The following is a 23,519-nucleotide window of genomic DNA, read 5'->3' on the forward strand; positions in this document are numbered from 1 at the left end:
AGCGTAGTATGTTTCGCAAATATCGACATAAACTAGGACTAACTTCTTTTATGAGTATCGAAAAATTTGACGCGATTTATCAGCGCGCTGCCGAGCGTAAAGGTGGTGAAGATCAACTTGAAGCGCTTTTGTCTCATCCACTAAGCAAAGAAGAGCTGGCAGCGATTCCCGACGACCGTTGGCTGGCCGCTTTTTCGATGAAAGTATTCCAAAGTGGGATTTCGTGGAGCGTGGTTCGCAACAAGTGGCCGAACTTCGAAGAAGTGTTCTTTGGGTTTAAGATTGAGCCGTTGCTGATGCTGTCAGACGAGCAATGGGAAACCAAAGCAACCGACAAACGCATCATTCGCCATCTCACTAAAGTCATGTCGATTCCTGCTAATGCTCGTATGATCCACGAAGCAAAAATCGAATACGGCTCGTTTGGCAAAATGGTTGCCGATTGGCCGCAAGAGAAAATCACCGACCTATGGGCGTATTTGAAGAAACGCGGCAATCGCCTAGGCGGAAATACTGGCCCTTACACACTGCGTCAAATGGGCGTTGATACCTTCATCTTGTCTAGCGACGTTGAAGCTTACCTACGTAATTGCAAGATCATTGAAGGTGGCAAAGATACGAAAAAATCGCTCGATGCAACCAACAAAGCGTTTGTTCAATGGCAGCAAGAAAGTGGTAGAAGCCTGTCTGAAATCAGCCAAATCATTGCGTTCAGCACCGGCGATAATCGCATTTAACAGAGACTGAACCCAAAACAAAACGGCGCACCAAATATTGGATTTAGTGCGCCGTTTTTATGTTCATTGGTTCAAGTACAGACTTACTTTGAAGCCAGTGATTCCCACTCAGTCAGTAGCTGCATAATACGGTGAGAGTCTTCCCATGTTGCACAAGGGTTCTCTAACGATGTACGCCCTGCTTCAACCGCTTGGCGAATATTGCGCACTTGATAGAAGAAAGCGTCTCCAGCTGCCGATACAGACACCTCGCGCTTCGACGTCTCGTAAATTTCCACACTAAACTGGTTGTCTTGCGTTGGTAGCCATGGATTCGAGTCTAACGTAATACTGCCTTTACTACCCAGAATAGTGAATTGGTGTTTCAATCCATGATCTTCGGCGGTGTGTACGCTCGCGGTTTGTTGCTCACCGAATTGCATCATCAAACTCGATTCACAGATATTCCCATCGTTACCTCGTCGACCAATCACCGTCATAGAGCGGTTTCCAACGGCTTGTTCACCCAACATGGTTTTCACCACCAAATGCACCAATGACATTGGGTAGCAACCTAAGTTATACAAAGCACCTTTACTGTCTGGATTAACAAACTGCGCAATCGACGCAATATAAGACGTGTGGATGGAGCGAAGTTCACCAATCTCTCCCGATTTAAGCACAGAAACCAACTCGCTGATCAATGGGTGATGTAAGTACATCAAACCCTCAGCAAAGAATACCTTGTGCGTTTCGACTGCTTTTAGTGCCAACTCGGTTTTTTCCATATCTACCGACAGTGACTTTTCACACAGGATCGCTTTTCCCTGCTCTGCCGCTTTAACGATAAAGTCATGATGAAGGTGATTTGGCAATGCTATGTAAATAATGTCGACTTGCTCATCAGCAATCAACGCATCGTAATCGGTGAACGTATTCTCGATGCCATATTGCTCAGCGAATGTCTTTAAGTTCTGCTCCGAACGCCCAGCAACCGCGTACAGTTCACTCTTGTCATCGCCTTGGATTGCTTCAGCCATGACACCTGAGATAAAGCTTGTGCCTAAAATGCCCCATTTCATGTTCGCCTCTCCTATTGAGCTTGGGTTTCGAATGCTTGGACTAACTCTGCCACTTCAGCAGCAATAAACGCTTGTGTATGCGGCATAGCAAAATGCGCTTCAATCGCGGTGCGGTTTTCATATCGCTCCCAAAGAATCACACGTTGTGGTTCTGTAGAATCGTAGGTCGCATTCGCTTGCAAGCACCCCGCTTCGCTTTGCATATCAAGGCAAAATTGTTCAATGGCTTCAACCACTTGTTGTCTTGGCTTATCGGCATTCATTTTCAGTTCGGCGGTAACAAAAATCGTCTCACTCATGATGGATCTCTTTCTCCATTCTTAATCATACGCCCACTGTAATTAACCTCATTTGATTGATAAACTCTGCTTTAGTTATTTCTTTATTAACTCTGGGTGTGCAATGGATAAATTAACAAGCATGAAAGTTTTCGCTTACGTGGTCGAACACGGCAGCTTTCGTAATGCTGCACACCACTTTGATATTTCACCGACCATGGTTGGCAAGCACGTGAGCTTTCTTGAGCAAAGCTTAGGTACACAGCTGATTCATCGGACCACGCGCAAACAGTCCTTGACCGAAGCCGGTAAACTCTACTACCAAGAGTGCCACCGCATTATTGAAGACATCACCAACGCAGAGAACCTAATCCAGACGCTGATCAACCGTCCAACTGGAACGGTAAAAGTTAACTGCTCTGTCACGTATGGCAAAAAGGTCATCGCCCCCATCGTAGCTGACTTCTTAGCTGAATTTCCCGATTTGAACGTTGAGCTGATGTTGGACAACAATTTGATTGACCCATATCGAAGCGAAGCTGACGTGATTATTCGAATCGGTGAGTTGGTCGATTCGTCGTTAGTCGCGAGAAAATTGGGTGAATACCACATGACTTACTGCGCCTCACCCTCTTACCTTGAGCAACATGCCCCTATCCAATCGCTTGATGACCTTGAACATCATCATTGTTTGGGGTTTCAGTATCACCAAGGAGAAAGCCAACAAGTGGTGAACATGCCATCTAATACCTTTGGAAACAGCAACACCCGATTAACGTCTAATAATGGCGATGTACTTAAGTTTGCCGCGTTAAAAGGCTCTGGAGTTCTTCTGCAACCAAAGATCTTAGTTGAACAGGAAATCCAATCTGGCGCCTTGGTAGAAATTCTCCATTCACACATTCCCAAGCCAAAACCGATCCACCTGCTTTACCGTTCAAAACAGCTTTCCCTTAAAAATCGCACCTTAGTCGATTTTGTTCTTTCGCATGTGAATCCGTAACGCCCCACATAAAGCGGCGACAATTTAACCATTTAATTAACTTTTATTGTCGATATGACAAATATTATTGCTTGTTAATTGTCTTTATTTTTCATGTTGTTAGTCAGAAACACCCATAACTAGGCATAATTTATTGATTCACACCAATTGCATTGCTCTGACAAAGTGACTAGGATTGCCGCCTTTCCTGAGTGAACTATCAAAAAAATATCGAGAAATTTAATCTAATTTCTCTTCCTGTTCGTGTGCAATCACAACATTTACACTCATTTCAAATTGCATAAGCACATTCCTTTGCTTATGAAAACGACATTGATTTCTCAACGCTTTTAGTCACGTATGTGGCTTTTTGGCTTTAGAGAGATTTTTATTCAAGGTAGGTCACAAGGACGCTACCCCTTGACTGCATTTACTGGAGGATAAGATGCCTAAAGGTCTAATGCTGACTGACTTAGCCATCGCTGGCTTACTATTGATTTTGGCAAAAGTCATTCGCGTTCACGCGCCATTACTACAGCGTATGTACATTCCATCGGCGGTTCTCGCAGGATTATTCGGTCTAATTTTTGGACCAGCCCTGTTAGACGTACTGCCTTGGACCGATACGTTTACCGCTAACGCAAGCCTATTAACTGCTGCACTTTTTTCTGCGTTAGGTCTGGCAACGGATGTTCCATCACCTAAAACCGTCGCGCAGCGTGCTGGCTCATTGTGGGCGTTTAACCAAATCGCTTCTGTTTCTCAGTGGTTGTTTGCGGCAATGTTTGGTCTAGTTCTCACAACCTTCTTCTGGCCAGAGATTAATCCCGGCTTTGGTGTGACAATGTCTGCGGGTTTTATGGGCGGACATGGCTCTGCATCTGTTGTTGGTGAAATCTTCACGGGGCTTGGCTGGGAAGATGGCTTCACACTTGGCTTAACGTTCGCAACCGTGGGTATTTTCATCTCGATTTCTGTCGGCATGCTCATGCTGCAATTCGCATTGAAGATGGGTTGGATTCGTAGCTTTACGACCTTCGACAGCATGGACGAACACGAACGCAAAGGCCTTGTTAAGCCTGATGATCAAGAACCGGTAATGAAAGACACCATGTCTTCCCTGTCGGTTGATTCTTTTGCGATTCACGCGGCGTTGGTTGTAGTGGTAACAGCTTTCTCGTATGTAGCGGCTAACTACTTATCTTCTTTCCACGATAAGGTACAAATCCCTACGTTCGTAACCGGCTTCCTTGGCGGCATGCTTGTGCGAATCATCGCGAAACAAACGAAAGCTTCACGCTATCTTTGTGACGGTGCATTCAAACACGCTGCGGGCATCAGTACCGATTATTTGATTATCTTTGGTATCTCAGCCATCAAGATTACCGTCTTAGCCCAGTATTTAATGCCGATGGTAGTGCTTGCAATCGGCGGTATCGCCTTCACACTATGGCTAATCTTCTGGGTTGCCCCACGTATCATGGGAGAAGATTGGTTCGAGAAAGGCATTTTCTCTTGGGGTTGGTTAACCGGTACAGTTGCCATGGGTATTGCCTTGCTTCGTATTGTTGATCCAAAAATGCGTAGCAAGGTGCTTGATGATTACGCCATCGCTTATGTCCCAGGCTCAATCACTGACATCTTCATCATCTCTTTGATGCCAATCGCGATGTATAACGGCATGCACTGGCAAGCGCTTGGGGTAGGATTAGGTTACATCGCAATTGTCTTATTTATTTGGCGATTCATTTTTAAACGTAACCGCAGTGCTCTGACACACGAATCTTAGTCGCTTTACTCGGGAGGATTTTATCCTCTCGAGTTCATTCCTTGGTTTTTATCAAAATCACTCTTCATCTCGAATATAAGCAACTTGTTTTATATTTGAGATTTGCAATCCCGATCTCTTATTATCATTCTTTTTTAATACTTGACCTGAAAGTTTCTATATCAGAATAGCCGCCTATTCGTTTCTAAAACATGGAGAAAGGCAGTGCGTCGCTCTCAAGGATTTACTCTTATTGAACTCATTGTGTGCATCATCATTCTTGGTATTGTAAGCGTCGTTGCATTTCCTAAATTTCTTGGCTTACAAAAAGATGCCAGAGTGGCGGTTCTATATGGAGCCAGAGAAGCACTCATGACCGCCAACAACTTTGTCTACACCAAAGCAGTGATTCAATCTCAAGAGACAGTAGATGGCGGCATACAATATAACATTGATCTAGATAATGACGGCCATAACGACCTAATTGGTTACTTTGGATTTATCAAAAATGTTATTCCAGCAAAAGAGCTAGCAGGCTTTGATCCGCAACTCACTATTAACACTTGGTATGGGGTAGACAGCCCAGACGAGCCCTACTTCCTTATTGGTTTTGCAAACAAGCCTGTTGGTCCAGAACATATGTGTTATGTCGAAGTTTACTACCCAGAAACTCCTGGTGGCCAAGTGAAATACAAAATACAAACTGACGATTGCTAATTCCCATAGAGAGTGGCAGTAACACTTTTACTTTTGGTGTCTTCATCGTTATTACAAGGTAATGGCTCCAAAACCATCATTAACAACTATTTCACATAATGTCGTCGCACAATGAGCTCATAGAGATAAAACCAGTAATTTGCGCCGACACATGGCTATAATTGAAACAATCTATCGTTTTTAAACCCGCCTATAACTTGTGCTTGTAAACTCATCATTTCGCTCAATAATAGTTCTATAACAAATTCAATAATTTAAAGCGGGAGGCGTAATGAGAATATTCTGGCAGCTACGTTGGTATTTCCAACAAAAGTGGAGGCACTATGTCGGATCCATTCTGCTTTTCGCTGTGATATCAGCACTACAGCTTGTTCCGCCCAAAGCAGTTGGCATCATAGTTGACGGCGTCGTAGACAACACTTTAGATACAAATACGCTGATTCTATGGCTCTCAGGGTTAACTGTACTGATCTTTACTATTTATGGGTGTCGCATCTTATGGCGAATTTGGCTTTTCGGCGCAAGCTGGGAGCTCGGGACCATTCTACGTAACCGTCTATATAGGCATTTATCGACACAGCCACCTCGTTTTTTTGAACGTTACAAGACGGGGGATCTGATGGCTCGTGGCACTAATGATGTGCGTAATATCGTTATGACAGCCGGCGAAGGGGTTTTAACCGCCGCAGACTCTTTGATCACTGGTATTGCGGTTTTAATCATTATGGTAACGCAAGTAAGCTGGAAGCTCACCGTAATGGCGCTTCTTCCAATGCCATTTCTTGCCATCATCATCTTCTTTATTGTGCGTATCCTACATCAACGCTTTCGTGTCGCTCAGGAAGCCTTTTCTACCATGTCAGACATGACGCAAGAGTCACTTAACGGCGTGCGAATGTTGCGAGCTTTTGGGTTAGAGAATCAAGAACAACAGCGCTTTGAAGATGTAGTCGATGATACCGGTCAGAAAAATATCGCCGTCGCTAGAGTCGACGCGAGATTTGATCCAGCTATCCAACTCACCATCGGCCTCTCTTTCCTTCTCAGTGTCGCTGCTGGTGCTTACCTTGTTGATAAAGGTGAGATCACGCTTGGTGATCTGACCGCATTTACGATGTATTTAGGGTTGATGATATGGCCGATGCTGGCATTCGCATTCCTATTTAACATTTTAGAAAGAGGCTCTGCCGCATGGAACCGACTACAAGAGATCTTTGATGAAAAGCCAGAAATTATCAGTGGTAATAAGCCAATAGAAAATAAACCACTTCCGTTAAAAATTGATATCGACGATTTCCACTGGTCTAGTGATTTACCGCCCGCTTTGACGGAAGTAAACATCGAGCTCAAGCCCGGTAAAATGTTGGGAGTAGCTGGCCCTGTCGGAAGCGGAAAATCAACCCTGCTAACGCTGCTTTTGCGTCAGCACGACCTAACAAACGGTTCAATTACATTCGGGGATGTTGAGATTAAAGATGCCCTACTTCCTCAGTGGCGCAACCGCTTTGCCGTGGTTAATCAAAGCCCGTTTCTATTCTCCAAATCTATCTTCGATAATATTGCCTTAGGTAACCCTAATGCAGAGAAAGAAGAAGTCTATAGAGCTGCAAAGTTAGCCTGTATACATGACGATATTGAGAAGTTTCCTGAAGGCTACCAAACAGAAGTTGGTGAAAAAGGCATTACACTCTCCGGCGGGCAAAAACAACGTATTGCGATAGCACGCGCTATGCTGCTGAATGCTCAAGTGTTGGTTTTGGACGATGCACTTTCCGCTGTTGATGGACGGACCGAACATCAAATCCTTAAGAATTTGGAAACATACTACCGTAATCAGGCCCTAATCGTTATTGCGCACCGCCTCACCGCTTTGGAAGCAGCAGACGAGATCATTGTATTGAATCACGGACACATTACTGAACGTGGGCAACATAGCGCGTTATTAGCGCATAAAGGCTGGTACGCCGAGATGTTCGAGTATCAGAAACTAGAGCAGGCGATGGAGGAATAATGAATGAACCAGACCAGCACGTTTAAACGGTTAATGTCTTACCCATTATCTCAACCAAAGCCAATGATTAAAGGACTCGCCTTGCTGTTTATTGCAGCGTTAGCTAGCGCCGGCGGCCCTTGGTTGATTCAATATTTCATTGATGAGCACATCGCTAAAGGTGACTATTCACAAAGTGTTCTGATTTCGCTAGCAGTAGGTTATATCGCTCTTCAGATCGTATCGGCAACATTCCAGTATTTTCAGTCATTGCAATTTAGCATTGTCGCGGCTAACACGATCAAAGCGATTCGTAAGCAAGTATTTTCTGGCGTGATTAAGCAGCCGTTATCTGCGTTTGATTACACTCCTGCTGGAAAATTGGTGTCGCGAATCACCAACGATACGGAATCTTTACAGCAATTTTATGAGCTTTTGATCGCGACCGTGGTGAAAAACGTGGTCATGATTGTCGTAATGCTTGGCGTTATGTTTTTCATGAGCTGGAAGCTCACACTCGTTGTGCTTGTATTGCTGCCGATCGTCATCGGCTTTATGTACTTGTTTAAGCAGCTAAGTACAGAAAGCTACCGAAAGATGCGTGACCTATTGACCGATATAAATGCGAATCTGAGTGAATCCATTCAAGGGATGAGTGTCATTCAATTAATGCAACAAGAAGAGCGTTTTAATAAACAGTTCAACGAGCTAACCGCAGAGCATCTGGTGGCATCTAAACGAGTGATTCGGCTAAACGGCTATCTGCTAAGACCATTAATGGACTTACTCGCTGGTCTTGCGTTGCTTTGCTTGGTTGCGATCTTTGGTTTTAATGGTATTGAGTTGATTGGTGTGGGGGTACTGTATGCATTTATCAGTTATCTTGCGCGAGTTACTGAACCACTAATTGAGATGACTCAGCAACTTGCTCTACTTCAGCAAGCGTTAGTGTCAAGCGAACGTGTTTTTGAATTGATTGACGCGAAAGAACAAACTTACGGGGGCGATCATCAACCATTAAGGTCAGGTGCTATCGAACTTAAAGACCTCACATTTAGCTACGATGGTAAACAGGACGTCCTAAAAGACATTTCGTTGAAGGCCAACCACCAAGACTTTATCGCGCTTGTCGGGCATACAGGAAGCGGTAAAAGCACATTAGCGTCACTGTTAATGGGCTTTTATCCAACGCAATGTGGTGAACTGCTCATAGATGGTCGTCCACTTAAAACATTAGGGAAAGACGTACTTCGCAAAGATGTGGCAATGGTTCAACAAGATCCACATATTCTCCCTGCTTCAGTCAGAGAAAACATCTCTCTCAGTCGGGCGGTTGATGACAATCAAATATGGGATGCGTTAGACAAAGTAGGTTTGGCAGAACAAATTCATCGTTACCCTAACGGGCTAGACACGCAGTTAGGTCAAGGCGAAACTAATTTATCTGCAGGTCAGAAACAGCTTTTGGCGTTAGCACGTGTGCTTGTGGTAAAACCTAAGATATTGATATTAGATGAAGCAACCGCAAATATTGACTCAGGAACAGAGGCTTTAATCCAAAAGAGCTTGGCGGTCCTCAGACAAGACATGACGCTCGTTGTTATTGCTCATCGGCTTTCAACTATCTTAGATGCAGACCAAATCATTGTTCTTCATCATGGGGAGTTAGTCGAGAAAGGCACACACAAAGCACTCTTAACGCAAAATAGTCGTTATGCTCAAATGTATCAGTTACAGCAAGCAAACCGACATCTACAACAGATTGAAGAAGACACCAAGCAACTCGAAGAAGCGGTGTGATTTTATGCCCGTGCCTTCTTTTTATTTAGTCGGCATGGGCATAATTGGTGTAACTTCAAAATTTAACCTTGTTAGCTTCCAATTTCTTCATAATGTGAACTAATTTTCTATTTCTTACCTATTATTGACATAACCCCTCGCTATATCACGCAAGGTCGTTGTAAAATCGTACGGTACTTAAGTCTACTGCCTGTGGCATTGGGCTGAATTCCGCTTTCTAATTATGCACATTAATCTCATGACACAAGTCCATGGACAAAGATAAGTTTACTAACATCTATCGCTTGCCTGGTTCGATTCAAATTCGTATCGGTAAATGGCAAAAGACGTTCCGCGGCACCTCTGATTTAGTTTTACATCAGGCGCTAATGGAGCGTAATAAGCAATTTAAGAAGCCAGACTTTTTACCTAAAGGCTGGTGTGTCACTCCTATTGATGAAAACGACATTACCATTACGCATCACGGTAAATATATCCAAACCGTTATGCGCACAATGCTGGACAGAAAGGTCTCATACAAGCGACTGTTCCTATCTCGAATGAGTCTCGAAGAAGGTGAAAAAGTGCTCCACAATTACAAGCTGGAGTGGGTAAGAAAACATAACCAGATCGCCAAAAAGTACAATCAAATTAAAAAGAAACAATATATGAACTTTGCAAGAGAAGAAGAGGAAACCCTCTACCCTTCGATTCCAAAGGGTGAGTTTGACAAAACGTTATGGAACAAACTTGTCGTATCATCGTTTGGCCCGCAGAAAAAGTACAAAAACCCGCACTTTGTCCGTAAAGCCGATTTCTAAATAAACACCCCTAAAGTTAGGGGTGTTTATTTATACGTTAACTCACCAGTCGTAAGTTAAACTTGCAATAACATTTTGTCGGTCGCCATACCAACAAAAGCCATCACATGTCGCTATGTACTTTTTATCCGCGATGTTTTTAGCTGCGACTTGTAGCTTGTAATCGCCGATTCGATAACTGACCGTCGCATCCATTAAGAAATAACTTGGTACTTTTAGTCTCTCTTCATTGTCTCCGTATGACTCACCTGTATAGCGCGCGCCTAAGCCAACAGCAAAGCCATCAAGAGGTCCATCAAAGAAACGATAATGTGCCCAAGCTGATGATACGGTATTCGCCACTTGGGAAGGTGTTTTGCCAACCCATGCCTTATTGATGTCTTCTTTTATCTCTGCATCAACGTACGCAATGTTCCCGATCAATGTTAAGGATGGTGTCACATTAGCTACAGCTTCAAACTCAACGCCGTTATTTTCTATTTTTCCTATTTGCGTTAATTCACTCAAGTAGATACGAGCCAAGTTTTCTTTTGTTGCCCGATACGTTGCAATATTGAAATAACCATCAAATGAATCCGGTTGGTATTTCATACCGATTTCAAATTGATCACCGCTTTCAGGCTTCGCTGGCTTACCATTGCTGTCTTCTTGAATAATTGGATCAAAGTACTGAGAGTAACTAAAGTATGGCGTGAAGCCAGAATCAGAAATATAAGCCGTTCCCACGCTAAACGTCCACTCTCCATTATCGACTTTCGTGCGAGCACCCGTGGTAACATTATGTACTTCATTACTTGTATCGTCGTAACGTGCGCCCAATAACATCGCCCATTTATCGTTGATCAGCATATGATCTTGAAAGTAGACGCCGAGCTGCTGATTATCGATTTTCGTTCTTTGCTTATCGGTTTCGCTCAATGGTTGTAGCGTATTCGGATCGAGTAACATTATGTTATCCGAATAAGTAGGATTAAATACATTAAACCTAGGGTCAGGCAAAGCTCCCATTGGTGTGTTTAAGAGCGCATTACCATCAGCAACGATAGGATCATTCGCAAAATCTTTACCATCGATACTGATCATTTGAAAATCTATGCCCAACATCAAGTTATGCTCAACACTTCCCCAATTTACTTGGTGCATCAAACGATTATCGATATTAAAAGCATCAGATGACCCATCTTCTGTTGAAGCACCCCGAAGTATGGTTTTGCGTTCATTTGATGGGTCCAAAGCCGGCCCCAACGCAGGCACGTCAGCCGAGTAAACGTACGAATACATTTGTCTTAGCTTAACATCCATTTCGCTGTAACGAGCTGCTTGAACAAATGAAGTGGTATCATTAAATGCATGAGAAAACTCATAGCCTAAAGACATCTGCTCACGCTCAAACGTCTCCCAGTTAGGATTGCCTATCGCTAAACTATCACTGATCTTTCCATTTTTGTTTGGCGTTAACGTTCCTTCAACTGGCAAAAATTGCAGATAAGGATCTGAGTCGTCTTTTTGATAGCTCGTTAGAAAGGTAATTTCAGACGTCTCATTAAATTTGTACGTCATCGATGGAGAGAGAAGAATGCGCTCTGCTTCTACCCTACTAATTCTTGTCCCATTTTTTCTCGCTAACCCTTGAAAGCGGAAAGCTAGCTGCTCACTCACCTCAGAGTTTACGTCAAGAGAAAGTTGTTTACGGTCTTCAGAACCGTACTCCAAAGATACAAGTCCTGACCCCCCATCAAATTGAGGTCGCTTACTGACAACATTGATAACCCCACCTGGAGGGTTTTGCCCATAAAGAACAGACGCTGCACCACGTAAAACTTCAACCCTCTCTAACGCAAACGGATCTATTTGCCAACTATAGAAGCCAGAAGAATATAAACGGGTACCATCTTGATACAACCCACTGTTCGCCTGTTTAAAACCACGAATAATAAACCAATCTTGCTTGTTATCTTCGCCGAAATAATTAGTTTGAATGCTTGGTGTGTACTGTAGTGCGTCAGAAATGCTAATAGAGGCACGATCATCCATTTGCTCTCGCGTAACAACAGACACCGCTCTTGGAGTCTCATTGATAGCAATATCAGTTTTCGTCGCTGCCCGACTCTTCGCTCCGAGATAACTAAAATCTGGACCAACTGCACTGTCTTGCTGCTGTCCAATCACAACTATATTTTCATCTTCCTGAGCCAAGACATTTGGCGTTGATACAGCTAATACAACCGCCATCGACGTTGGTGTCAGCATAAACTGCCGAGTCATATTCTCTCCTTTTTGTCGGCAGCCAAACCAACCCTTCATGACTTCAGCGACCGCTGAAAGAAAAGCGAGTTACGGCATCGCCAGTTGTTTCCGTAAAAGACAAACCAGAGGTTTTGCATAAAGCACTCGCATAGGTTACGAATGCCACTACGAGTGCTTATTTGTATAAGTACTTTCTTGGTTGAGGCTTAGCTCATTTCTATAAGCGGCGTAAACCCCACATTAAATACAAACCGCCAATGAGAGACGCCATAAGCCCTGTTGGTATTTCTTGCGGGTAAAGGACCTGTCGTCCCAACCAATCAGCCAACAACATCACCCCTGCCCCCAGTATCGCGGCGCATAACATGTGTTGTGACGCTTTGTTAAAACCAAATAAGCGAGCTAAATGCGGAGCCAACAACCCAACAAAGCTAATCGGACCAACAACCAATGTCGCACTGACCGTGAGACAAGCAACTAAAAGAAGCAGTGTTGCGCGTGAACGATCAACTCGAATTCCAAGCGCTTTAGAGGAAGCGGCACCGACAGGAAGAATATCTAGCCATCTTACGCAGAGAAAACTCAACCCTATAAAGACAAGCGCAGATAAAGACAACGGGAGTAACGTTTCAACCGAGACATAGTAGGTAGACCCTGACAACCAAGCCAATGCTTGATAACTTCTTGGGTCACCAGTGGCTAGAATAAAGCTCTGTATTGCATTCATCAGTGCGGTTATCGCAATACCAGTCAACAAAATACGCTCCGGCTGAAAGCCTGATTTACGGTTTAGCAGCACAATGACTAATACCGTCGCTAATGCACCTACGAACCCGCCTAGAGAAAGAGTGAAAATTGACGAACCAAACCCAGTAAACATCGCGATGATCAATCCCATCGCTGTCCCTGAACTGATACCGATCACTTCAGGACTTGCCATTGGGTTTCCACTTAGGCGTTGAATCATGGTTCCAGCAATCGCTAACATTGCCCCCGCAATTGCTGCTGCAAATAATCTAGGTGCGCGCCACTCCAAAAAAATCCAATTTTGGCTAGAAAATAAGTTTGCCCACCCTTCATTTTGCACAGCAACCGTGGCAAAAAGAACAACAGAAATTAACGTGCCGATCAACGCCAATGAGATCGCTTTAGGGTTTAGCTTGTAAACATGTTCACGATGTCGAGTTAACACTGTTTGAGTATGGCCCTGCGTCTTTTGTGATAAGCGAGGTAACAGCCATAACAGTAGCGGAGCGCCCAGTGCAGCGGTTGCTGCTCCCGTTGGTATAAAACTCGCCATTAGCCCTGGCAGTTGCTGAATAACCAAATCGGTTAAAGTCAATAACATGGCACCAATCAGCATTGATACCCAAAGCTTATGCTGGATTTTATTGATACCTATCAATCGAGTAATCGCTGGCGCCGCTAACCCGATGAAACCGATGATTCCTACGGCAGAAACCACCCAAGAAGTGATTAACACCGCAAGCCCAAGACAGACAAAACGCAACTTAGCTAGCGAGACACCTAAACTCTTGGCACCTTGCTCGGAGAGTTCCAACAGACTTAACGGCTTTGCAATCACAAATGCAACGACCGTAGCAAGTGCGATTCGAGGGGCAAGATACGAGAAATCTCCCCATCCACTCTGAACAAGCGAACCGGCTCCCCATATCATTAACCCATTCAGCTTTTCGGTATTCATCATCAGAATAACCGTACTTAATGATGCAAAGTACAGGTTTATCACTAACCCAGAAACGACGACAACCGTTGGAGATAACGCTCGTCGCCATGACAACAGCATCACCAACCCCATCGATATCACACCGCCGATGAGAGCAACCAAATTAGGCGCGATATCCAACATCCAAGGTGCGAATAGCGTAGCTAACATCAAAGCAAAACTTGAACCGCTCGCCACACCAAGTGTCGTGGGTGAAGCGAGAGGGTTACGCAGCACTTGCTGCATCAATACCCCAGCAACCGCTAATCCAGCACCAGATATAATCGTGGTGAAGACTCGAGGCCACCAGCTAAAGTGAAGTAAAACAGAATCGATAGATTGAAAGTTAGGCTCCCATAAACTGCTTAGAGCCAACGAAAATGAGCTTACTTGGTACAATTGGAAAGCACCAATAGAAAAGGTAAATGCCGAAAGTAACACCACAAAGCTTAAAGGCATCGTTTTCATTGTGTTAACTCCTCGACCTTACTCGCCGTAACTAACTCTGCGAAACGGAGAGCTGAAGGCATAGAACCAAAACTCCAAACGGGTGCGACTTGCATGACCTTTTCACCAGATTGTTGAACAACATATTGCCAAAATGGGTCTTGAGAGAGCTGCTCCGCTCCACCGTAAGGTAATGGCTCTACGATAACAATTTGAGCTTTTATGCCAGCTAACTTGTCGATGCCAACTAGGCTAAAGCCCCAGCTATTCGTCTTTTCATTCCATGCATTACTCAGCCCAATCTTTTCGATAGCCTGAGAGTAAAGACTATTTTGACCAAAAACACGAACGTGCTTCGTATCCATAAACTGAATCATTAAAAGCGGCGGCTGGTCTTTGTTTATGCGCTGTTTTAATAAAGAGAAACGTTTTTCATATTGTTGGATAAGCGCCTCTGCTTCCGCTTCTCTTCCCAGCTCTTCACCAAACCTCCGAGTGAAACGAGTAAGTACCGACCAATCTGTGATCCCGCTTTCATATAAGTCAATCGTGGTAACGGGGGCAATATCGACTAAACGATGCTTCATTGAGGAGAAGTACGGGGCAATAAAAATACGGTCAGGTCTGAGCTCGTAAATACGCTCTATATTGGGTTGAGTTCTTAACCCTACATCCTTAGTTTGAGGTGGTAACGGTGGCGATTTTACCCAAGCATCGTAATCTTGCCCTTGAGCGACGCCTACGGGCACAACCCCTAACGCCAACATCGTTTCAGTTTGTGTCCAATCAACCGACATCACCCGAGGTGATGCGTCAGCTAGTGCTTGAAAAGAACTGACCAAAAGCGCACTAAGTGAGAGAGCGAAAGAGAAATGTTTAAGTCGAGTGTTTGTACTGCTCATTATTCCAACCTTTAGCTTGGCATCGCCACCGGGTAACCCGCAGGGTGGTCAGAGATCATCATCTCTATCCCATATATGTCCCTCAACTTAGGTTCAGTAAACACCTGTTCAACATTGCCTTGTGCAATCAAATCACCTTGATGTAATGCAACGATGTAGTCGCAAAATCGTGCAGCCAAGTTGATGTCGTGTAATACGATAATAACGCCCAAGCCCAGTTCTTGACTGAGTTTAGAGATAAGCTTCAACATATCGACTTGATGGCTGATATCTAGCGCAGACAAAGGCTCATCAAGAAGCAAATACTCGGTTTTTTGGGCTAACAGCATAGCTAGCCACACACGTTGACGCTCTCCTCCAGATAACGTGTCCACTAAGCGATCTGCGTATTTTAGTGTGCCTGTCATCGCCATTGCTTCTTCAACAATGTCGTGATCTTTCTTACTCAAACGTCCAAGTAAACCATGCCATGGATAACGACCAAAACCGACTAAATCTCGACCTAAAATACTGTCGGTCACTGGAAGATGCTGAGGCAAGTAGGCAATGTGTTGGGCGAATTTTTTCGCTGAGAGATCGTTAATGCTCGTTCCATGCAGAACCACGTCACCAGCGGTGTATGGCTGTTGCTGTGCCAGCAACTTTAACAATGTGGATTTTCCTGAACCATTGTGTCCAACAAGAGCGTATGTTTTTCCGGGTTCAAATGTCACATCAAACGCTTTTAGCAATGACTTGCCTTCAATCTCAAACTGGAGTGCTTTAGCTTCCAACATCCCTACTTCACCTAATAGCCATTTACGAATAACAGTTATTCAGAGCTCTCATTCGTTGATCACGTTTGCCGTTCTTATTCAACAGAACGATTAATAAGGGAGGTTTTATATAACAACAAAGATACAAATGCAAACCGTTGTCATTATCATTACATCAACAAGATCATTGAGAGAATTGCTAAGTGTTAGTGATAATTTGCTCGGCTGAACTTCATTAGTAAATTATAGGCAGGTCAACGAGAGTAGCGGTCTCCCACTGCTCTCGCATAAATTTGAACGAATACTGCAGCGTATGAAGAAATGAAAAATGCCGCAGTGAATACATTAATGACGAGCGTCAGCGCCAAACTCTACTTCTTTATAGATATCGGCCAGCGACTTTTTACCTTGTTTGTCTTTGGCTGAACGCTTTTTCTTAGTTTGATAATGGTATTCTTGCTCCTGAAGTGCTTGTTCGTGCTCTTTTGCTGACTCAACAAACTCAGGATTTGCAAGTGCTTGTTGGCGTAAGCGGTTTACTCTTTCAAGGGTTTCCCACAACATACTTCACCTCCAAACTTGTTACTGTATATAAAAACAGTATTATTTAAATATTCCTCCTCGTCAACATTTCAACTTTGTTACTGCTCTTCACATTAACCCCAAGCCTGTATAGTGCTCAGGATATTTGTGGATGATTTGCTTTATATAACCTTGATGCTCTCGCAGAGCATTAACACATTCTCGAGATAACCATCCCTGATATACCCATTTTTCAAGCTCTAACAATGCGTATGGGATGGACCACGCTTGTCTATACGGATGGTGCGTTGTCATAAAATCAAAGGCATTTGCAGCAGCCGTAATTTGCGCGGCTATTGGTATATCGTCACTGGTTAAACCATACGGATAACCAGTGCCATTTAAGTTTTCGTACTGATAAGTAACCATCTGCAAAAACAAAGTCACACTCGGGTGAACCGGATTTCCGATACGGGCAACTATGTCATCCGCTGAATCGATACAACGCTCAATATGTTGAATCAATATCGCCTCTTGTTCTTGAGAGTAATTTGTTCGGCGGCTAGCAATTTCAACTGGCAGCTGACTATCACCGAGCGCATGGAACTGAGCAAAAATACCAATATCTTCGACCATTTCGTCATTCAGGTGATAACGATCCGCTAACTGCGTTGCGATAATTTGACTGTAGTACTTCATGCGTTTGGTATGCGCGTAATACTCAGGTGAATAGCCTGGCATCATACATTGCATTCGGTTCGCTAGCGTTTCTATCGCATTGACTACTTGAGTCTCTGATTCAACCGCAAATCGAATCATTTCGAAATAAGGTTTAAGACCATTCAGCGCTTCTAAACTAAACGCATCACGTTGAGTGGAGTTCAAAAATACAAAACCAGTAAAAGCTTTATTGTCATAACAAGGAATAGCAGCCGACGACTGATATCCGTGTTTGAGTAAAATTTGAACCCGAGGACAGTGATTAATATCATGAAGGTCTTCGACGATACGAGGAACCGCGTTTTTAGAGGCAATATTGAGGTGGTGGAGTTTACGGAATGCTGATTCGTGATGGGCTAGACACCAAGTGTCGAACTCACTTTCTGCAAATGATTTGAGCACATCTTGGTCTGGGTGATATTTTGCAAATGACACCCTATCAATACATGGCAAGTGCGCCTGCATCCTGCCTTTTAGCGTTTGCAGTTGCTCGTTAAGCGGTTTTGCAAACGGGTAAAAACTCCGGTGCGCCATGCTTCACCTCCACACCAAAGCAGAGAAACAAGAAAAGCTCATTGTGTTGCAAATTCAATGGTATTTTGAGCGGTTTTCTCCACTTAAACTATCGATATACCACAACTTAAGTGTACGAAATAAAAGCACATTTCTACCAATTTTTTCACCGGATATCTTACGGTAATTTGATCCAGATTAAAAAAGCCAACGAGCAAAACTCGTTGGCTTAACAATACTGATTGATTACGATGGATTCAGTAACTAGAGGTTATTCAAAGAACGTTCTGAACAACTAGCCTAGAGCAGGAAGCACACCCAGCGTAATTAACACCTGAGCGAATACGATGCCAGTGCCAGCGATGCCCGTTATCACTAGCGCACCTTGACCACCTGCGACGCGGTACTCCCCAGTAAAATCATCCGATTTACGAACCTTGATCACCATAACCAAAGGCAAAAAGATGGCTAAAATCGCTAAGGCAATCGCTGCATAGCCCAAAGCCATAATAAAGCCTTGAGGATAGAAAAGTGCGAAGCCTAGCGGTGGAGTAAACGTCACTAGTGCCGCAATCAAACGATTAGGCTTATCGTTACTTCCTTTGATGGTATCACCCAAAAATTCGAATAGACCCAAACTCACGCCAAGGAACGATGTCAACAATGCCAAGTCAGCAAACACACCAACAATGCTACCCAAATTTGATTGGTGTACTGTCTGAGATAGTTGACCAATCAGTGCGCTCAACCCTCCGTTCTCAACAAGCGTACTTTGGCTAACCACACCCAACGTCACGATTTGCCAAAAGATATAAATAACGAGTGGAATCGTCGAACCAATAATAACGGCTTTGCGTAAAGAAGAAGTGTCACCGTCTAAGTAATTCACAATTGCAGGTATACTTCCGTGGAAACCAAACGAAGTAAAGATCACCGGAATCGCCGCTACAACAAGGCCTTGTTCGATTGGCATACTTAACAAGTAAGATTCCGTAACGTTTGGAGCAAGAAAAGAAAGCACCGCAACCATCGCAATGAGCTTCATCGCGAACAGTACTCGGTTTACTTTATCGACCGTACCGGTACCCACCGTCACAACTAAAGTCACAATTAAGGTAAAGATTATCGTTGATGTAGGCCCTGAAATATCGAGGTCAAACCATTGTGCAAGGCGGTCTCCGAACTGAGCACCACCGCCAGCGATATACGCTGCACATAATGAGTAGAAAAGAAACAACATCGCAAAACTTGCCACCCACTTGCCTTTTTGACCTAGGATCTGTTTCGCCAAAGTATGAAGTGTAGCACTACTCTCCGCATGTTGATGAAGCTCAAGCATAAGCAAGGCAGTGAAAGCCATCAGAGCCCATAAGCCTAGCATGATGATAATAGAAGTTGAAAAACCAATGCCGGCAGAGGCAAGTGGAAGCGCTAGCATACCAGCGCCTATTGTAGTGCCCGCAATAATTAGCGTACTACCGAATACTTTAGAACGACTCATTGTATATTAATCTTTACACTTTATTAGAAATTATCAGTATTAGATCGGGCAACGGCGGACCGAAACCAACACCATATTTGTATTGCCGTCGATATTGTAGGATCTTTAGCAGAAGATCAAGCAAAGTGTAAGGATAAAAAACCACACATGTAAACTATAATTTACACCTTACTGATATTTAACAATAACTGTGTGCATTCTTCCCTGTTCATGAACTTGGGAACAGGGTAATTCCAGTGCGCCTCTTTCAGAATTAAATCAACAAGCGCATCAGCATCTTCACGTTGAATGAGCGCACTGGTTTGCTCAATATCAATAGTTGAAAACAAGGACTCCAGATTCGCCAAAAAATGCTGAGCACTTGCGTTACCTAACTGCCCCTCGGCCGTCAACTCATCGAGCTTTCTTAGTTGAGGCTCAATCTCTGATAATGAAAAGCGCAGCACAGGCAACAAGGCTAATCCGTTTGCCATACCATGAGGTATTCCATATCTCGCACCGAATGTGTGAGCAAAGGCATGAACATAACCCAAACTCGCTTTGGTAAATGCTAAACCCGCGTAATAGGATGCCATAGCCATTTTATGACGAGCTTCGACATCATCCCCTTGCATCACAGCCCTAGGAAGATATTTAAAAATGAGTTTAATAGCGGCAACCGAATAAGCCATCGTTTCTTGAGTAGCGTTTTTCGATACATAGGCCTCAATAGCGTGGGTTAATGCATCAACGCCAGTATCAGCCGTGATCTTAGGAGGTAAACCAATCATTAAATTCGCATCTAAAGCTGCCATTAGTGGCACCAACTTTGGATCCATTAAAGGGGTTTTAATGTGTGAGGAGGGATCTGACACGACCGCAGCGATAGTAACTTCACTTCCGGTTCCAGCCGTTGTTGGAATAGCAAAAAGCGGTGCTGGCATTCGCCATACCTTCAATAGTCCAGCTAATTTTTTTATTGGCCGTTTATTGGTAACTTTCGCAGCAATAACTTTTGCACAATCCATTGCAGAGCCGCCACCCAAAGCTAATATGCCCTCACAATGAAAACGATGATAAGCCTCTAGACCGCTCTCAACCTGATCATAGGTAGGATCGGGCTTAACTTGCGAGAAAACATCTAACTGTAAATCGAGTTGTGCTGCTGCCTCAAGCACCTTATCTACAATACCGACTTGGACTAACCCTTCGTCGGTTACTAACAAAACGCGTTTAAATCCCAGCTCGGCCATCGATTCTAATAGCTCATTCATCAAACCAGGGCCGGAAAACAAGGTTGGTCTCGGCATAGGAAGGATAAGGGCTGCTATTTTTAACCCTGCGGTGTAAGTCCGATATAAACGATGCTTCAACATACGAAATCCTTTTCATTTAGAGCTATCATTCTAGCTACTTTTACCACCTATGCTTACTTTGCAATCACACATTTTCAATAAACTTATCTCACTAAAAGGGCTAGCATCGCTGGGAAACCGTACCATTTCATTATCTTTCCTCAACGACATGAGCTACAGAGAAAATGTTTTCAACGACGCTCTATTGTCATGTAGTTAACAAGCTTCTTTCCCTATTACTCTGTTAGTTACAGAGCGAGCCTCGAAGAAGTCTTCTTATTTTTTGCCAAAAGCAACAATATGAATTCTGTTAATCACACATCAATACCGTGTGTCTCTGGTTGAGCCCGAGCACGATTTACAAAAATAAAAATAAGAATGCGTTACATCATGATTTATTGTCGTTTTCAAATAAGTCAACAAGAGCAACAATAATCTTTCAAAACTTATACTTAGTTCAAATATCTGACTCTTAACCATGAGCTTCAGGTGATATTATTATGCAACTAGGATTATTATCCCGCCCATAATCAAAACTATGTCTAAACGCCCACCTTTTTGGGGTCTATTCGCTGTCGTACCCAATTTTTCCTATCACCTTCTGATTTGGGTTTAGCGTGGGCTAATTAGCAATGTCGGTATAAACCATGAATCATTCTTGCCATTCCCATACGGACATGGGCTTTGAAGTCGATCTGAAACAAGCACTTATCTGGGTTGCTCGAGCACTCGACTATGTAGGTGTTGATGATACGCACCATAGCCATCGTGTCGCTTACATCGCTTACCAATGTGCTCGGGTCATGAACTGGGAACCAGAAAAAGCGGAGTTTTGCTACTTCGCAGGGATGATCCACGATTGTGGAGTCTCCGAAACACAAGAACATAAAATGTTACTTGAGGAGTTGGTGCCACAAGATGTAAAAACACATTGCTTAAGAGGATACCGAAGCCTCAAGCAGTGTCGTTTGTTGCGTCAGTTTGCTACACCTGTTCTTTACCACCATACACATTGGAGTGAACTAAAATATCTTGATTTACCGCCTTTTGAAAAAGAGGTCGCTGCCCTACTTTATTTAGCCGACCGTCTCGATTTTATGCGTTCCAAATACGTCATGAACTGCCACTGTGACATTGTCACACTTCATGAAGAACTAATTGCAGAGTGCATCATGGCAAACGCTGGAACTTTGTTTAATCCAGACATGGCTAAGGCAATGGTTAAGCTCGTTATGACCGACGCATTTTGGTTCGCGATGGAGTCTGAAAATATAGAAACCATCGGATTAAACTTTAAAAGCATTGATTGGCTTCAAAAACAGCTCACCATCCAAGATATGAATAGTTTGGGCATGTTTATCGCTCGAATTGTTGACGCAAAAAGCCCATTTACTTATCAACATTCGCAAAAAGTGGCGGAGTTATCTCGGTATCTAGCCATCAAGCTTGGGCTCTGTGAGCACGACCAAGAGATGTTATTTATTGCTGGGTTGGTGCATGATATCGGAAAGTTAAAAACACCAGATGAGATTCTTCATAAAGAAGGCTCTCTTAATAAACAAGAGTATACGCGTATTAAACGCCATACAATTGATACTCAGCTCGCATTACACAAAGTGTTTCCCAACGCTAAAATAGCGGAGTGGGCCTCTAATCATCACGAGCGTTTGGACGGTTCTGGCTATCCTTATCATAAAACAGGAGACGAACTCGATGTACCTTCGCGTATTGTCGCGGTTGCCGATGTTTTTCAAGCTCTGTCTCAGGACCGTCCCTACCGAGGACGAATGGCTCAAGCACAAATCGCCGCGATTATGGGCGAGCAAGTCGCTAAACAAGAACTTTGTTCTGACGTCTATGCAGTGCTAGAGCGAAACATGACCGAGTGTTACGAGCTATCAACTAATGTTTAATCGATAAAGGGCGTATCTACGCCCTTTGCTGATTTTGTGCAGGTTGCAAACCAATCATTTTGCAATATCAAGTACATTGTCTCGCACACCATTGATTCTGAACCAACCTGCAATACTGAAACGCTCAGCATTGGTCGGTAAAACCTCATGCGGGAATTGCTCAGATAAGAATAAAAGTAAGCGTCCCGATTGAGGAGAGATGGTTGCTATCTTATTATCATTTAGATCGTAAACCACCAATTCACCTGCATCCTTTTCCGTCCAAGATTCGTTCATGTAAAAAACGGTTGTCAATCGACGGTTTTCATTGCCCTTAAAACAATCTAGATGCTTTTGGTAGAAATCCCCTTCCTCGTACTTGGCAAAGTGAGCTTCATACTCAAAAAGTCCTAGAAACAAGTGACGGTTCACTTCTTGGCGTATTTCTTCCATCTTATCTAAGTAAGAAGTAACCGCGTGCCCCATATTGGGCGATAACCATTGAATTTTGTCACTTCGAATTGACTCAATACGAGTCACATCGTCATTACGACCAATACGCGCTTTTTTCCAGTTACTTGGAATGCAGTCTCGTAATTGAGCCACTTCTTGTTCAGAAAGAAAATCATCCCAGATGTAGTAGCCATGGGTTGCTAACGCATCGATCATTTTATCCATTATTGTCGTTCACTCATATTAGTTGGGCGGTCTATATAAAAAATCTTCAACCCCACAACAAATGCGATTTTTTGTCGAAACGACAACAAAATAAAAAGAGAGTAAAAATAGGTGATGACGAATATAAAAATGCCGCTCATATGAGCGGC

At 43.6% G+C, this 23,519-nt stretch carries 19 protein-coding genes; 8 read left to right on the forward strand and 11 right to left on the reverse strand.

Annotated elements, in window-relative coordinates:
- The first annotated feature begins 50 nt into the window (after positions 1 to 50).
- Complete coding sequence (locus NL626_RS00765; RefSeq protein ID WP_005377694.1) at positions 51 to 737, forward strand: DNA-3-methyladenine glycosylase I; 687 nt, start codon at positions 51 to 53, stop codon at positions 735 to 737.
- An 83-nt stretch (positions 738 to 820) separates the two neighbouring features.
- Here the strand turns inward: NL626_RS00765 and NL626_RS00770 are convergent, their stop codons facing one another.
- On the reverse strand, positions 821 to 1,798 hold the full coding sequence (locus tag NL626_RS00770; protein WP_253656896.1) for a Gfo/Idh/MocA family protein: 978 nt from the start codon (positions 1,796 to 1,798) through the stop codon (positions 821 to 823).
- A gap of 11 nt (positions 1,799 to 1,809) precedes the next feature.
- A complete protein-coding gene (locus NL626_RS00775; protein WP_005377698.1) occupies positions 1,810 to 2,097 on the reverse strand; it encodes a putative quinol monooxygenase in 288 nt (95 codons plus the stop codon).
- Positions 2,098 to 2,200: 103 nt separating this feature from the next.
- Between NL626_RS00775 and NL626_RS00780 the strand changes: the two genes are divergently transcribed.
- From NL626_RS00780 to NL626_RS00805, 6 genes are all read left to right on the forward strand, one after another.
- On the forward strand, positions 2,201 to 3,079 hold the full coding sequence (locus NL626_RS00780) for a LysR family transcriptional regulator (protein WP_222712239.1): 879 nt from the start codon (positions 2,201 to 2,203) through the stop codon (positions 3,077 to 3,079).
- 424 nt (positions 3,080 to 3,503) lie between these two features.
- Entirely contained in the window at positions 3,504 to 4,847 is a 1,344-nt protein-coding gene (locus tag NL626_RS00785; protein ID WP_222712238.1) for a sodium/glutamate symporter, read from the forward strand.
- Between the two features lie 204 nt (positions 4,848 to 5,051).
- Positions 5,052 to 5,543, forward strand: coding sequence for a type II secretion system protein (locus NL626_RS00790; protein ID WP_005377704.1), 492 nt, complete (start codon positions 5,052 to 5,054; stop codon positions 5,541 to 5,543).
- A 271-nt stretch (positions 5,544 to 5,814) separates the two neighbouring features.
- Positions 5,815 to 7,554 (forward strand): ABC transporter transmembrane domain-containing protein, encoded by a 1,740-nt coding sequence (locus tag NL626_RS00795; protein WP_222712237.1) that lies wholly within the window; start codon positions 5,815 to 5,817, stop codon positions 7,552 to 7,554.
- A 3-nt stretch (positions 7,555 to 7,557) separates the two neighbouring features.
- Positions 7,558 to 9,333, forward strand: a complete 1,776-nt coding sequence (locus NL626_RS00800; protein WP_222712236.1) for an ABC transporter transmembrane domain-containing protein — start codon at positions 7,558 to 7,560, stop codon at positions 9,331 to 9,333.
- A gap of 251 nt (positions 9,334 to 9,584) precedes the next feature.
- Positions 9,585 to 10,133 carry a hypothetical protein gene (locus tag NL626_RS00805; RefSeq protein ID WP_017634028.1) on the forward strand — a complete coding sequence of 183 codons (549 nt, stop codon included), beginning with the start codon at positions 9,585 to 9,587 and terminating at the stop codon, positions 10,131 to 10,133.
- Between the two features lie 42 nt (positions 10,134 to 10,175).
- Here NL626_RS00805 and NL626_RS00810 read toward each other — a convergent pair whose 3' ends face one another.
- The 8 genes from NL626_RS00810 to NL626_RS00845 all read right to left on the reverse strand — a co-directional run bounded on the left by NL626_RS00810 (position 10,176) and on the right by NL626_RS00845 (position 20,821).
- Positions 10,176 to 12,398, reverse strand: a complete 2,223-nt coding sequence (locus tag NL626_RS00810; RefSeq protein ID WP_213893824.1) for a TonB-dependent siderophore receptor — start codon at positions 12,396 to 12,398, stop codon at positions 10,176 to 10,178.
- Between the two features lie 199 nt (positions 12,399 to 12,597).
- A complete protein-coding gene (fhuB, locus tag NL626_RS00815; RefSeq protein WP_213893823.1) occupies positions 12,598 to 14,574 on the reverse strand; it encodes a Fe(3+)-hydroxamate ABC transporter permease FhuB in 1,977 nt (658 codons plus the stop codon).
- A complete protein-coding gene (locus NL626_RS00820; protein ID WP_054574124.1) occupies positions 14,571 to 15,455 on the reverse strand; it encodes an iron-siderophore ABC transporter substrate-binding protein in 885 nt (294 codons plus the stop codon). The genes fhuB and NL626_RS00820 overlap by 4 nt, the downstream gene beginning before the upstream one ends.
- An 11-nt stretch (positions 15,456 to 15,466) precedes the next feature.
- Positions 15,467 to 16,231: an ABC transporter ATP-binding protein gene (locus tag NL626_RS00825; protein WP_005377721.1), complete on the reverse strand. Its 765-nt coding sequence runs from the start codon at positions 16,229 to 16,231 to the stop codon at positions 15,467 to 15,469.
- Between the two features lie 324 nt (positions 16,232 to 16,555).
- Entirely contained in the window at positions 16,556 to 16,774 is a 219-nt protein-coding gene (locus NL626_RS00830; RefSeq protein WP_005377723.1) for a hypothetical protein, read from the reverse strand.
- A gap of 87 nt (positions 16,775 to 16,861) precedes the next feature.
- Positions 16,862 to 17,986, reverse strand: coding sequence for an HD-GYP domain-containing protein (locus NL626_RS00835; RefSeq protein ID WP_054701448.1), 1,125 nt, complete (start codon positions 17,984 to 17,986; stop codon positions 16,862 to 16,864).
- 274 nt (positions 17,987 to 18,260) lie between these two features.
- On the reverse strand, positions 18,261 to 19,466 hold the full coding sequence (locus NL626_RS00840) for an aromatic amino acid transport family protein (RefSeq protein ID WP_033905238.1): 1,206 nt from the start codon (positions 19,464 to 19,466) through the stop codon (positions 18,261 to 18,263).
- A gap of 161 nt (positions 19,467 to 19,627) precedes the next feature.
- Positions 19,628 to 20,821 carry an iron-containing alcohol dehydrogenase gene (locus tag NL626_RS00845; protein WP_253656897.1) on the reverse strand — a complete coding sequence of 398 codons (1,194 nt, stop codon included), beginning with the start codon at positions 20,819 to 20,821 and terminating at the stop codon, positions 19,628 to 19,630.
- 626 nt (positions 20,822 to 21,447) lie between these two features.
- Here NL626_RS00845 and NL626_RS00850 point away from each other — a divergent pair.
- Complete coding sequence (locus NL626_RS00850; RefSeq protein WP_213893821.1) at positions 21,448 to 22,713, forward strand: HD domain-containing phosphohydrolase; 1,266 nt, start codon at positions 21,448 to 21,450, stop codon at positions 22,711 to 22,713.
- A 54-nt stretch (positions 22,714 to 22,767) separates the two neighbouring features.
- On the opposite strand, the gene NL626_RS00855 is transcribed toward NL626_RS00850, so the two are convergent.
- The gene (locus NL626_RS00855; RefSeq protein WP_104975288.1) at positions 22,768 to 23,370 is read right to left on the reverse strand and encodes a 2OG-Fe(II) oxygenase; all 603 of its coding nucleotides are present in this window, start codon (positions 23,368 to 23,370) and stop codon (positions 22,768 to 22,770) included.
- Positions 23,371 to 23,519 lie beyond the last annotated feature (149 nt).

Origin of the sequence: Vibrio sp. Y58_MX_L22 (genome assembly GCF_024181865.1) — a bacterium.
In the GTDB taxonomy this organism is placed as follows: Bacteria; Pseudomonadota; Gammaproteobacteria; order Enterobacterales; family Vibrionaceae; genus Vibrio; species Vibrio alginolyticus.